This window comes from Candidatus Poribacteria bacterium (assembly GCA_021295755.1).
Lineage (GTDB): Bacteria > Poribacteria > WGA-4E > WGA-4E > PCPOR2b > PCPOR2b.
In genome coordinates this window covers 1-13,243 of record JAGWBT010000089.1, presented here as the reverse complement: position 1 = coordinate 13,243, position 13,243 = coordinate 1, and the positions used below count along the sequence as shown (strand labels likewise).

General features: G+C 50.5%; 12 protein-coding genes. 7 read left to right on the top strand and 5 right to left on the bottom strand.

The window, feature by feature from the left end:
* Positions 1 to 180: 180 nt before the first annotated feature.
* Together J4G02_13790 and J4G02_13785 are read right to left on the bottom strand one after the other, a co-directional pair.
* Positions 181 to 981 (bottom strand): phytanoyl-CoA dioxygenase family protein, encoded by an 801-nt coding sequence (locus tag J4G02_13790; GenBank protein MCE2395648.1) that lies wholly within the window; start codon positions 979 to 981, stop codon positions 181 to 183.
* Between the two features lie 77 nt (positions 982 to 1,058).
* Positions 1,059 to 1,931, bottom strand: coding sequence for a hypothetical protein (locus J4G02_13785; protein ID MCE2395647.1), 873 nt, complete (start codon positions 1,929 to 1,931; stop codon positions 1,059 to 1,061).
* Positions 1,932 to 2,331: 400 nt separating this feature from the next.
* Between J4G02_13785 and J4G02_13780 the strand changes: the two genes are divergently transcribed.
* A complete protein-coding gene (locus J4G02_13780) occupies positions 2,332 to 4,569 on the top strand; it encodes a CotH kinase family protein (protein MCE2395646.1) in 2,238 nt (745 codons plus the stop codon).
* A 50-nt stretch (positions 4,570 to 4,619) separates the two neighbouring features.
* Here J4G02_13780 and J4G02_13775 read toward each other — a convergent pair whose 3' ends face one another.
* Positions 4,620 to 5,456: an ankyrin repeat domain-containing protein gene (locus tag J4G02_13775; protein ID MCE2395645.1), complete on the bottom strand. Its 837-nt coding sequence runs from the start codon at positions 5,454 to 5,456 to the stop codon at positions 4,620 to 4,622.
* A gap of 57 nt (positions 5,457 to 5,513) precedes the next feature.
* On the opposite strand from J4G02_13775, the gene J4G02_13770 reads away from it, so the two are divergent.
* Complete coding sequence (locus tag J4G02_13770) at positions 5,514 to 6,248, top strand: phytanoyl-CoA dioxygenase family protein (protein ID MCE2395644.1); 735 nt, start codon at positions 5,514 to 5,516, stop codon at positions 6,246 to 6,248.
* A gap of 52 nt (positions 6,249 to 6,300) precedes the next feature.
* The gene (locus J4G02_13765) at positions 6,301 to 7,188 is read left to right on the top strand and encodes a serine hydrolase (GenBank protein MCE2395643.1); all 888 of its coding nucleotides are present in this window, start codon (positions 6,301 to 6,303) and stop codon (positions 7,186 to 7,188) included.
* A gap of 77 nt (positions 7,189 to 7,265) precedes the next feature.
* On the opposite strand, the gene J4G02_13760 is transcribed toward J4G02_13765, so the two are convergent.
* Complete coding sequence (locus J4G02_13760) at positions 7,266 to 8,084, bottom strand: phytanoyl-CoA dioxygenase family protein (GenBank protein ID MCE2395642.1); 819 nt, start codon at positions 8,082 to 8,084, stop codon at positions 7,266 to 7,268.
* Between the two features lie 82 nt (positions 8,085 to 8,166).
* Positions 8,167 to 9,003, bottom strand: coding sequence for an NAD(P)-dependent oxidoreductase (locus J4G02_13755; protein MCE2395641.1), 837 nt, complete (start codon positions 9,001 to 9,003; stop codon positions 8,167 to 8,169).
* Between the two features lie 261 nt (positions 9,004 to 9,264).
* Here J4G02_13755 and J4G02_13750 point away from each other — a divergent pair, with 261 nt between their 5' ends.
* The 4 genes from J4G02_13750 to J4G02_13735 all read left to right on the top strand — a co-directional run.
* Positions 9,265 to 10,251 (top strand): tripartite tricarboxylate transporter substrate binding protein, encoded by a 987-nt coding sequence (locus J4G02_13750; GenBank protein MCE2395640.1) that lies wholly within the window; start codon positions 9,265 to 9,267, stop codon positions 10,249 to 10,251.
* Between the two features lie 74 nt (positions 10,252 to 10,325).
* Complete coding sequence (locus tag J4G02_13745) at positions 10,326 to 10,808, top strand: tripartite tricarboxylate transporter TctB family protein (protein MCE2395639.1); 483 nt, start codon at positions 10,326 to 10,328, stop codon at positions 10,806 to 10,808.
* A 29-nt stretch (positions 10,809 to 10,837) separates the two neighbouring features.
* Entirely contained in the window at positions 10,838 to 12,367 is a 1,530-nt protein-coding gene (locus J4G02_13740; protein ID MCE2395638.1) for a tripartite tricarboxylate transporter permease, read from the top strand.
* A 414-nt stretch (positions 12,368 to 12,781) separates the two neighbouring features.
* Positions 12,782 to 13,243: hypothetical protein (locus J4G02_13735; protein ID MCE2395637.1), on the top strand; the 462-nt coding region annotated here is incomplete at its 3' end.

Here is a 13,243-nt window from a genome sequence, read left to right as displayed (position 1 = left end):
GAGGAGATGCACAGGGTATATGACCGCTATAAGGGACACACCGCATTGACTGCTGACGCATCGGGTTGGTGGTTGGTGAAGTGAGGGAATAATCGCAGCGAACTCTAGTGTTTGGCTTTTTCCGATGCTGCTTTGCTTATAAGGTCCTGTTGTATCTCTTACCCAGCCTCGTTTTATCCATTACATTTCTCCCACGCCCGGTTGATTAAGAAATTCGATCTCCAACAAGCGATCGATCCATGACTGTCTCACTGCGCTGTCGTGCGGATTCGCCAGCCAATTCTTCGGATAGGTGTATTGGTGTGCGTTGCGCGAGCCGGATTGGAGTCGCGCAATCTCCCGAAGCATTTCGATACCCTCGGTAGTGTCTGGGTTTCGGAAGTATTCCGCGTTGCAGACGCGCCGGCCGGGCATTCCACCTAACGAGGCGTGCCAAGTCCGGATATCAAAGAGGATAACGTCTCCCGGCTGCGTCGGGACGACTTGGCAAGGAACACTTTCAAGCGGCACCTTATCTAAAGCCGCCTGAAACATCTCCCGTTCAGCACCCCTCAATAGATGTGATCCCGGAATGAAACGCAAGGCACCGGTTTCCGCTGTCACAGGGTCGAGATGAAAGTGGTACTTGACGGCGAGCTGCACCTCCTCTGAGTCGGGTTGCCAGTTGCTATCGCTATGCCAGTCGGTGTTGCCCACACTAAAATGAGCGTCGGTGCCGTTACCGAGGACATTTTCGCCGCATATCTGCTGTGCAGGGGTAAGGAATCGAGGATCTTCAGTGAGCGAAGCGAAAAAGGGCGTTTCCTCATTCATCATTCGCGTCCACTGCCCCAGCGTGCCCTCGAAAGGTTCGTCTGGAAATGCGGCTGCCAGCCCATCACGGTGTTCTTGCTTGATAATCTCTAGTTCGTCCGGATTCAGAAGTTTCCGAAGAAAGAAGTGAAGCTGGTTCTGATCAAGTCCGGGTATCTGATCTGCCATTCCTGAACATACCCTCCTCTCTGCGGTTAGCCTTCGCCGTCGCAAGTCAACTAGGCTTCTGTCCGTCACGTCCAATCTTATTCGATCCGCGCTGACATCAGCCTCCGGGCGAGATCCTGCGATTTATGCCAATCTCCCCCTGATGTTGACGCTAACCGAGCAAAGGTCCAAAGCCGAACGCGTTCAGTGTCCACACCGAGTAGGTCTGCAAATCTACTGATTGTCGCAATCGGTTTTGAGTGTAATCGTTCTTTACAGTTGAGCAGATGCTGAGTCGCATCGTAAGCTGGATCGCCGTAAAACGGCTTGGGATCAATAACGAGCCACGGTTCACGTCGCGCTCGAAGCACATTCCCCGCATGTAGGTCAGTTGCCAATAGTACATTACTAGGTACATCATTTAGCAGTGCTTCAAAAATGCGTAATCCCTCCTTGGCGAGTCCTGCGTCGGGCATACAGTCTACTTTTTCTAACGTCTCCTTGACCCACGCGGCAATCATTTCTGACAATGGTCGAAATGGATGTGCTTCAGGCAGTGCCCTCCATAATCTTTTCAAGAGTCTTGCAATGACCTGATCCTGTACACTCTCAGGTTGCCCTCGTAGGGTGGTGCCGGGCTCACAGCTTTCAAGCAGCATCGCGTTAAGTTCAAGGTCTGCCTCTAAAACGAAAACAGTTGGATTGCCATCCCAAAAAAGCAGTCCATCAATTTCATTTTCTGCTTCCATGTGAGGCAAGCCGAGTTTTAGCACGGCAGGTGTTCCGTCTTGCCGGACACAGGGCGCAACCCAAGAACAACTCGCTTCCTCTTCAAATGGTAGGCTAAGGGTCAGGGACCACCGCTGCTTAAGATTAGTAATGGCTTTGGGTAATCCATCTAGCCAAGCAGTACCATTAACCGTTTGACGGCAGTTGGTCGCGATCCGTTCGGAGATACGAATATCATTCATTCGATAAGACCTATGCTCTTGATTGGGTAGAATTTCTTCCGCTCTTCAGACGTTGAATTTTCACGGAGATCTTTGGAATAATAGACTAATATGAATTGCCATTTTACAATATTGGTGCGGGACTGTCAATTAGGATGTTGGAACCGAGGGAGAAACTGGCTTGAAGCAACATAAAATTCGGCTGATGCGAATTAAAGGTTTGTCAATTCAGTCTGATTTTTCACATGTTGCTTGCTCTTATTAGGACACTATTTCCTGTTAGATTCCTCAATTACAAATCTGTTGATTCACTAATCGAACTGTGCTATTATACCTACAGATGAAAGAAAACTATTTTTCCTACTTTGGTTGAATTTTGTCAACATAGCGGACGAAGAGATTTTCAGAAAGGATCGAAAAAGTGAGATTGGGTCGAGTAACATTGAATATTGGATTGGTGACAGCACTCTGTTTTTGGGTTGGTGTAAACGGTCTGCTAGCGAAGGGACTAACCTCCGATGACATCTTCCCGACCGATCGGGTGCTCGATGTACAAATCACGGTTGCTGACAAGGATTGGGATACCATCCGCTATCAGTCGCGGGATTTTTTCTCTGCACTCCATGAGAGCCGCAAAATTGCACCACCTGAGGCACCTTACACCTACGTCGATGCAAGCGTGACCGTTGATGGCGTAACGTTTCCCAACGTTGGACTTCGCAAGAAAGGGTTCCTCGGTTCCCAAAATACCACGCGCCCCTCGCTCAAAATCAAGCTGAATCATACCGACAACGATGCCGGTATTGAAGGCTTGACCAACCTAACGCTCAACAACAACCAGCAGGACATCAGTTTGGTGAGCCAATTCATGGGCTATGCCCTGTTTAATGCCGCCGGCTCACCGGCCCCCCGATGTGCGTATGCGAAGGTGACGGTCAATGGGATGAACCTCGGTGTCTATTCACATGTGGAAACGGTTCGAAAATCATTTCTCAGGCGTGCCTTTGGCACTGACGACGGCACCCTGTATGAAGGTCCCTACGTCGATTTTTACGAAGGTTGGGCAGGCAGTTTCGAGCGCAAAATCGGCGATGACGCACCGGGACGGGAGAAGATTCAACAGCTCATTGAGGTTCTCAACAGTGATAGCAAAAACATTGAGGAAGCAATCGGTGAGTTGGTTGACCTCGATACGTTCTACACATTTTGGGCGATAGAAGGGCTGCTCGGTTTTTGGGATGGTTACTCCGGCAACAGCAACAACTTTTTCATCTACCTCAACCCAATGACCGACAAATTTCACTTCTTACCTTGGGGTGCCGACTCGCTCTTTAGCAAGCACAGCAAACTTCAACACCACAACAAAGCCGGTGCACCTATCTCTGTGAAGACCCGAGGCTTGCTCGCTCATAAGCTTTATCAACGAAAGTCCAGTCGAGAGCGTTACGCCAAGACGATGATGGGCATTCTTGAAAGCCATTGGAATGAAACGGAACTGTTAGCCGAATTTGACCGTATCGACGCGATGGTCAAACCGCACATAGTTGATGCCCAACGCCACTTTGGTGATAAAGGTGAACGAAGAACCTATTCTCGTACAACGGCACTGCAAGAGACACAAAGATTTATCCGCGAACGTCGTGCGGATATAACGAAGGAGATTGCGAACGGAACGCCGGAATGGAGAGCGGTCCCAGATGAGCCGTTCGTTACGAGGGAAGATGATTGGTCCGAGCGACAAGCAAAACGTCCCGGAAACGACATTTGGAGTGCTGCCGCATTCGGAAACATCAAAGCGATCAAGGGACACTTGGCTAAAGGTGTGGATATCAATGCCAAGGATAGTACCTTCGGTTCGACTGCCTTATCATCGGCTGCGTTGTTTGGACACACTGAAATTGTTGCGCTGCTGCTTGAGGCGGGTGCGGATGTCAATGCAAGAAATCGAGATGGTGGAACGCCGTTGCACAGCGCCGCTTTCCTCGGTCAATATGAAGCGGCTGAACTGCTGCTTGAGAACGGCGCGGATATCAATATCAAGAATGGGGATGGCGGTACACCCCTAGATGCTACAGGGGTAGATTGGGAGACCACTGGTTTCATTGCTGGATTGCTGAGGATAAAGGTAGATAGGGAAAAGGTAGAGACCGGCAGAACCAAAGTTGTTGAGCTGCTCCGTCAACACGGTGCCACGACAAACACACGAAGTGAGAGTAATACACTATGTGATGCCGTCAGAAGTGGAGATCTTCGAGCCGTCAAGGAACAGTTGGCAAACGGTGTGGATATCAATGCAGGAGATAGTGAATTCGGAGTAACCGCCTTGTCATGGGCAGCACTTCTGGACAATACGGAAATCGCTAGATTTTTAATCGAAAAAGGTGCGGATGTCAATGCGAAGAGTCGGGATGGTAGCACGCCGTTGCACAGTGCCGCTTTTCTCGGTCGCACCGAAATCGCCGAACTGCTGATTCAGAAGGGCGCAGATGTCAACCCAGAGAACTACAAGGGCGAAACCCTGCTTGATGTCTCGGCGGTGGATTGGGAAGCCACTAAGTTTATCGCAGGGCTATTGGAAATAAAAATAGATGCGGAAAAAGTAAAAACCGGCAGAACCAAAATCATCGGTATCCTCCGCCAACACGGCTCAGAACACTAGTCTTTCTTGTTCAGAGGTCGGACTAGGTTCGACAGACTCATTTGTCATTATCACTTGAGTATATTGGCAATTTCTTCATTGCCTTCACGCAGCGCCATATCGAGAGGTGTCTCCCCTTCATAGGGTTGAAACAGCACCCTCCTAATTTCACTTAGTGGCCAAACCAACGATGTAACTTCATCCGTCCATTCGATGAACTCCTTCGGCTCACTTCTTCGGCTGACGGTTTTGAGCGACGGATCGGCTCCGTGGTCGAGCAGCATCCGAACCATCCGCAAATTGCCCAACCGAGCAGCAAAATGGAGCGGTGTTTCCTTGCCGTATTGCACGAAATGCTCGTTATCCATGATGGGTTCGTCATCAAGTCCACTCAACGCTTGTGCATTGACGTCTGCGTCCGTTTTAATCAGAATGTAGGCTTGCGCGAGGTGGGTATCGTCATCGTGGCGCGACTGCACATGGAGCAAAGTTTCGCCGTTGTAGGGCCATGCGAAATTCGGATCCAGCCCGTTTTCTACCATGAGTAGAAAAGAATCGAAATTGGTGACGCCGACAGCATGAAACCCAAGATAGCACAGCTGATTGATATCCGTTCTTTGGCTAAGGAGATACCGGTTAATCTCATACTCGGTACTTGGCCAGTGTGTTCCAAGGTTGCTGTTGTTTACGTCTGCACCTGCCTCCACAAGTGCCTTCACTTTATCAAGACTTTTGAGGTTGATGCTTGCACTGAAGAGCGGTCCCCACTGCCGGATCCTCCCACTCGGTGATGTGTGATTCACCGTCACGTTTACGAGTTCCGGCGCTTCAGCGAGCATCTGTCGGACTGTCTTTGCGTCTGCTGTCTCAAATTCTGTCTGCCAGCGTTCAATATATTCTTGATTCATTGCGTTTCCTTGTTGTGATTGAAGATTGCAGCTGCGCGCTAATTAAGGAGCAATCCTATGAAAGAACTGTTAGACTTTTATCAGGAAAACGATTATGTCGTTGTTCCTGATGCCTTATCCTCCGACGAGGTTCGGACCATCAACGAAATCATAGATCACGATCTCGTCGAGAATCCCGCGAACTGGTTTGAACGAGAGGACGGGCATTATCAACTCAACGTCCATCTACTAATTACACACCCGGAAATTGACTTCACCATGCGGCCACCGCGCCTGTTGCCGTTGCTAGAGGCGATTATGGGACCTGATTTGTGTGCGGAAGAACATTCGGTGCGCATTCGTCGTCCCAATCCCGATGGTCCCATCAGTTGCCGTTGGCACCGCGATGTCGGTACTGGAGCGAGTGAAATCACCCACTCCACCCCATACATATCCGTTGTCTTTTACCTGAACGATGTAGATGACACAACGCATACCTTCAGCGTACTGCCCGGTTCGGCACATACGAGAGAGCAACCGCTCGACGCTTACGACCTCACACAAGCAGATCACATCACCGGTCCTGCCGGCACCGCGGTCCTGTTCAATGCGATAATGTTCCATGCCGGCAATGTCCGGCAGACCACTGCAGAACGTCGAACCATTCATCTCTACTGCGGTCGTACAACGGACCGCTACTTGAGTAATTATACCATTTTCCCGCGCCGACTTTCAGAAAGCAAGGACGAAGCCACGCGGAAATACTACAGTCGTCCCAATCCGATTACCAAGTTGCTGCTTGAACGGTTTTAGGTGTGGAACAACGCTCACCTTTCCCTCAGAAGCGAATAAATGGAGAACTAAAATGGCCGAATCAGGCGTGATGTCTGCAATCCAAGATTTTACAGTTCATACAGGTGGGGTTGTCGGGGTCGACGCAAAACATCTGGAGACAGGCGAGCGCGTTTCCCATAACGCCGACACCGTATTCTTCACAGCGAGTACGCTGAAGGTGCCGCTATTGGTAGAATTGTATCGACAGGTCGATGCAGGCATCATTGACGTGCATCAACGCATCGACCTCACCGATACCTTACGGGTACCTGGGTCCGGTGTCCTCAAGGAGCTAGCATCTGGGCTTCAACCAACGGTTCACGACTTGGCGATGCTCATGATTATCATCAGCGATAATACCGCCACTGATATACTTTACAACCGGGTCGGAGGGGACAATATCAACAACACGATGCGCCAGTTGGGGTTGACCCACACCCATATCCCGATGACGTGTCGGGAATTGCTCTACGGCATCACTGGACTTGAGGTGGAAAACCCTGTGCACACCTATCAGTTAGCATCGGATCGTTTGAAAAAGCGGGAGTTTGTCTTAGAGGGTGACGGCTTCTCCGAAGATAAGTCCGATGTGTCGTCGCCGAACGATATGTGCCGTTTGTTGGAATTAATCTACGATGGAAATATCCTTTCGGCTCAGTCTCGTGAGGCGGTTTTGGATATCCTCAAGCGTCAGCAGCTTAGCACGGTTATTCCGCACGCGCTTCCTGCGGGAACGGCGGTTGCCCACAAAACCGGCAGCTACCACAGCGTCCGGTGTGATGTTGGGATCGTATTTTCACCTACGGGACCATACACCGTAGCGATTATGGCGAAAGAGATGACGACTGGCGATCGACTGAGCGTAGATGCTAGTCTTGCTGCCATCTCTAGGTCGGTCTACGACGAGTTTACCGAGTAGTCGATCTGCTTCTTGAGACGTGAGATATACTCACTGATTTTGGTATTATCGTCAAGGGGTATTCAGTGAGGAGGTAGCTACTCCTCCAGAACTGGGCGATCTAGCCGTGTGTGATAAGGTGGTTCCAATACCGCTCTCTGTTCCGGCGTCAATCCTTCGAGCATTGACTCTGGCCATGTAGGAAAGTAACCTTTGGCATAAGCCAAATTTCCTGGCGAGTATCGGAAAAGCAGAGAACGACGTTGATGGTCTGCCGTCCAAGGCAACGTTCCATGTGTGGTGGCTTCCGTAAAAATAACAACATCGCCGGCTTTGCCCGTAATCTGCCGAATATGCTCTTGATACATTTCGTAGCGTTTCATTTCTGGAGGGCAAGCGAAATTACACTTGTGACTCCCCGGAATCAGGCAAAGCCCACCATCTCCCGGATTGACATCGGCAAGTTGCCACGCCGCCACGGTCAATCCACAGTGCATCCTGCCGTCCTTGAAAATGTAGTACTGGTGTGGATCGAAGCCGGGACCGGAGGAGCCGTGGAAGACATGCCCTTCCGCTCCTTTGCGCATGGTGATCAGTCCAGGATTGTGATCCATACGGAACCCCTTTCCCAAGATGCCGTGAAGATACGGCACAATTTTCGGGTGGGCTAGCATATTCCGGAACGGCTCGCACCAAGGTTTTTCCCAACTCAGCATCCCTCCGAGGTCACCGCGTCCGGTGATGCCTTCCAAGGTGTTGGAACCCCCTGACAACGAAAGTTCTCCGACTCGTTCGCGGATATCGTCCGCATGGCGGTCAATTGCCTCATTACACAACGCCACTTCATCGGGAGTTAAGACATTCTCGACGACCAGATAACCGTTGAGATCAAAAAGGTATTTGTCGTGTTCATTCATTGCGCTATTCCTCTATGAACATTAGGATGATAAATCGTCTGCTATCACATTGCTTGTGGGGATATCTTCAGGGTGTTTAGGGTCAGTACTGATTCCAACCCGGTCTCGGTCTGAAACCAAGTATCCGCTGCGCTTTTTCTGTACTGATGACGCTTGCGTTGCCCTTGAGCTCTCCACGGATCTCGACACAATCCCCGAAGTTTTGCTTAATCAATTCGATGGTCGGTTCACGGAATCGAGTGGTTGGTTGAGCGAGCAAAAATGGTTCGTGCCCCTTCAGGTCTGCCTCAAGTGCCAACACATGCGCCTCCGCCACGTCGCGGGGATCGGCATACGCCCACATTACTAGTGTGGTCGGACTGTCGAGCGTGGGTGCAGGCAAGGGAAACTCAGCCTGTCGCTCTGGTGGAACGACATTTGTAAAGCGGAGACTGGCCACAGAGGTCGTCGAACTTCGGGCAACCATCTCGCCGATGCACTCACCGATTCGCTTCGACAATCCATAAGGCTCAAATGGCATCATCGGATGTTCCTCATCGAGGGGAAGGTACAAAGGCACAAAAGCGCGCGGATCATGCGCCCAACCCATAGCAAAGGCGCTGGAGGAGAACACCACCCGACGGAGTTTCTTCTCTGCTGCCGCCCAGAAGACATTGAATGTGCTCTGAACGTTGTTTTCGGAAACCTCATGTGGTGCATCGCTCCTAGGTCCCGGAATCGCGCCCATGTGAATAACCGCCTTTGCATCCGCCAACAGTGCCGTTGTCCTCTCAGCGTCGCGGAGATCCGCTTGAACAAATGGCGATGGCGACTCGCTACACGGCACACGGTCTGTTCCTAGTACATCATAGCCCTTTCCGATGAGGCGCTGGACGACGCGTCTGCCAAGCCGCCCCGCAGCTCCTGTGACTACAATCATAATCTCTATCCCTCTCGCCTTAGGACGTAAAATGTTCGCACTGAAAATGGATTCCCTAGTCGCAACCATTCAGGTGATGTAGATTGTAGCAAATACAGGATCTCTGATCAATCAAAAAGGAGATATTGGTAGAGAGATACAATTACATAGATAAGCGTAAGGACGATATTAGCGGCTTGAAATTCTGAGGTTTTCCGTCTATGATATAAAGGAGTGGCGCAGTTAAAACGGTGCAGTGATATAATTATTTTAGGAGATCTTATGAAAAATTCAGCGAATAGAATATTTCTCATTCTCAGTGCATTCCTACTTGCTTGGGGTATACTTGTTGGGCAGGCTTATGCCGACACAGGGATAGACAAAATACATTTCCTCATCCCCGCGGGTGCCGGAGGCGGCTGGGATGGAACCGCTCGCGGTGTGGGTGAAGCCTTAACGAAATCGAAACTTATCAAGCGTGCATCATATCAGAATATGTCCGGTGGTGGCGGCGGGAAGGGAATTGCGTATCTTATCAAAACGGCGAGACGTCAACAGGGGACATTGTTGGTTAATTCGACCCCAATCCTTATCCGTTCTTTGCAAAAGGTGTTTCCGCACACTTTTCGGGATTTGACACCTGTTGCCGCAGTAATCGCGGACTACGGCGTGTTTGCCACCCGTCCCGATTCGGAGTTCCAACGTTGGGAGGATGTTGTTGCCGCTTTTCGTGCGAATCCGCGCCAACTCAGAGTTGGAGGTGGGTCGGGGCGACGCAGCATGGATGGTCTTGTCGCGGCACTGGCGTTTAAGGCGGCAGGCGGAGATCCGAAAGCGTTACGATACATCCCTTACGATGGTGGCGGTAAGGCACTTGCCGGGTTGCTTTCTGGGGAGACGGAGGTTTTATCGACCGGATTGGGTGAGGCACTAGAGCAGCACAAGGCAGGACAGGTTCGCATCCTCGCTATTACTGCGGAGAAACGCTCTGCCTCTGTTCCCGACGTCCCAACTTTGAAAGAGTTGGGATACGATGCCATTTTTGTCAATTGGCGCGGCTTCTTCGGTCCGCCGGGGCTGTCCGAAGCGCAGGTCTCTGCCTACGCCGATCTGCTTAAAAAGATGTATGAAACATCAGCTTGGGAAAAGGTGCGAGCGCGTAACGGTTGGGAGAACCTCTTCAAACCGGGAAAGGAATTCTCCATCTTTTTGGGAGGACAGGAAAAGGTCATCGGTGAACTGATGGGTGGGCTTGGCTTTCTTGAATAATGCTATTTGTCTAATTCTGATGGTAATGATGGGAATTATGTGAAAGGATATGCGGTACTCAAAGCAGGGGATTGATGACAAAAGATAAAGTAGGAGCACTTGTTATCCTCATTCTTTCAATGGTTTACGGCGCGATGGCGCTTAATATTCCGGAGGCACCGGGAATCGAAGACTCTGGCGTAACCCCTTCTAGCCTGCCGATAGGGTTAAGCACAACAGGAATTATTGCCGCCCTACTGATTTTGATCCTTCCTACCGACCGGCGTATCAGTGGGGAGGAATCCTCTTTCACGGATGCTTTCAGGGGATTGAACTGGCGGTGTGCAGCCTTCCTCTTTCTACTGATGGCTGGTTATGGATTGATCCTCAAACCCCTTGGATTCTTAATCTCAACTATGCTTTTCCTTTGTGGCGGATTTTGGATTATGGGGGAACGTCGAATCAAGCTGATATTGTTGGTTTCGATCGGTGTGACGGTTGGTTTCTGGTTCGTTTTGACACAACTGCTGAGAATTTACCTTGAGCCCGGTGTGTTGCACTTCTTGGGAGCAAATTAGCCTGTGATTAACAACTTGGAGTTAAGCCAATGGTATTAGAAGGGATAATGACGGGACTCTCGACCGCATTTACCTTCACTAACATTTTGATGGTGTGTCTGGGCGTTTTTGCCGGCACATTTATCGGCATGTTGCCCGGATTGGGCCCAATCTCGGCGATCGCTCTGATGATTCCAATAACCTACGGTTTCGAGCCATCATCAGGGTTGATTCTCATGGCGGGTGTCTATTACGGGGCTGTTTTTGGCGGATCAACTTCTTCGATCCTGCTGAATGCGCCGGGCGTTGCCGGGACCGTCGCTACCTCCTTCGATGGCTATCCCCTCGCACAGGGGGGAAAGGCAGGAAAGGCACTCGCCACCGCCGCATATTCATCATTTTCAGGGGGAACGATTGGTGCCATATTTCTCCTGCTGGCGGCACCGGCGCTTGCTGTTGTCTCACTGAGTTTCCAATCCGCTGATTACTTCGCGTTGATGGTCATGGGACTCACGGCTGTCTCTGCTTTTACGGGAAAGGGTCAATTCCTGAAGGCTGCCCTGATGACGATCTTGGGAGTGATGTTGTCCACTGTTGGCACAGATGATTCGACGGGGATTCCGCGCTTCACGTTGGGACAACTTGACCTGATTGACGGCATCAGTTTCCTGCTGCTCGCTATGGCGACCTTCGCGCTCTCTGAAGCCCTCATTTCAGCGTTAAAGCCGGGAGAAACCTCCAACGCTGCCCAAACCACTGTCGCGGAAAGATTCGGCAGCCTTAAAGTTTCAAAGCAGGAATTCAAGGAAATCGCACCGAGCATTGGCAGATCCTCTGTATTGGGTTTCTTTATCGGTGTGTTGCCCGGTGCCGGTGCGACAATCGCCTCATTTCTGGCTTACGGGATGGAGCAAGCATTCGCAAAGGGGAAAGCAAAACTTCAATTTGGGAAGGGTAGCTTAAAAGGGCTCGCAGCACCAGAGACAGCGAATAATGCGGCTTCGACGGGGTCGTTTGTGCCGCTGCTCACTTTGGGGATTCCCGGATCTGGGACAACCGCTGTGATGTTAGGTGCGCTGATTTCTTACGGGGTGCAACCGGGGCCCCGTCTGTTTGCGGAACGGCCCGATGTGTTCTGGTCAGTGATTGTTTCAATGTACCTAGGGAACATTGTTTTGTTGATTCTGAACCTACCCTTGATCCCTTATATCGCTCGACTGCTCGCTGTGCCGAAACCGTTTCTCGTCCCGTTTGTCCTTTTCTTTTCCCTTATCGGCGTTTACTTGGTTTCCTTCAATAACTTTGATATTTATCTGATGGTGGGATTTGCCGCCTGCGCCCTCTTTTTTCGGCTCCTCGATTTTCCGATGGCGCCGATGCTGCTTGGATTTGTATTAGGCGGACTGCTTGAAGAAAATCTGAGGCGTGCCCTGCTCATCAACGATGGCGATCTCTCTTTTCTGTGGACTCGTCCCATTACGCTGGTCATTCTCATCATCACAGCGGCTGTGCTATTCTTGCCGTTGTACCGATCCTTAACGGAGAAATTCAGAGAGCGTCCCTGGTTGATGGTAAAATGATGGGGAGTCTTTGATGAACCCTCTCCTGCATTTTTCTATCGACAGGTTTTTCGGCTTGATGTTTGCTTGACGGTTTGCTATTCTATACTAAAGTTAGTAGAATTTTTATGGTTCTTGAGCAATAGTTTGGATTCATTGAAACACTTTTGACATCGATATCGGTTTATTGATACACATGTCGCCCCGCTGGGGCTAAAGACAGTTTGTTCTTGCTGTATCTATAGACATTCCGCCCCGCTGGGGCTGCGCTTGGTTGTGGCTGAACTTCTTTTTCTGCGAGTTAGGTTCCCGTAAGAAACTGAATGAAAAATCAGCAAATACTTAAAAACAGAACATGAAACGGATAGAAATTGTACAAAGTATAGTATTCTATAGATAACCCTACACAGACTGGCATTTAGTGAGGAAGTGCGTATGCGTATTATCGGACCCCAACCGCAAATCTCCGTTGTTCCCACTGTAAGGTCTGTGCGTCCCCCTGACGCGTATCTCGATCTGTTGACACAAAATGAGCAGGAATTTCAGGAATATGTACGGCAGATCGAATCGCAGCAAGCCTTTCAGCGTTTGGTCGAGGAAGGACACGTCCGAAAAACTAACTTTCAGGGACGGATTCCACGTCATCTGTATGAGGAATTCCAAGACCGTCAGTTTGTAGAATTTATGCAGGAGTTCGAGATTGAGGACCGCGGTGACTGGCAGCGCGATTTTTTCCGCGAGGATGCACGGCGGCACATCGTGGACTTGGCGGTTAAGTATCGAGTACCGCGTGGACGGCTCCTTCATGCGCTCGAATACTGCCGTCACCTCAAACGGACCTGGGCGGGGTACGAGGATGATCCTGGGTTTCATCTGCGCCTTGATGATCCAGAATTC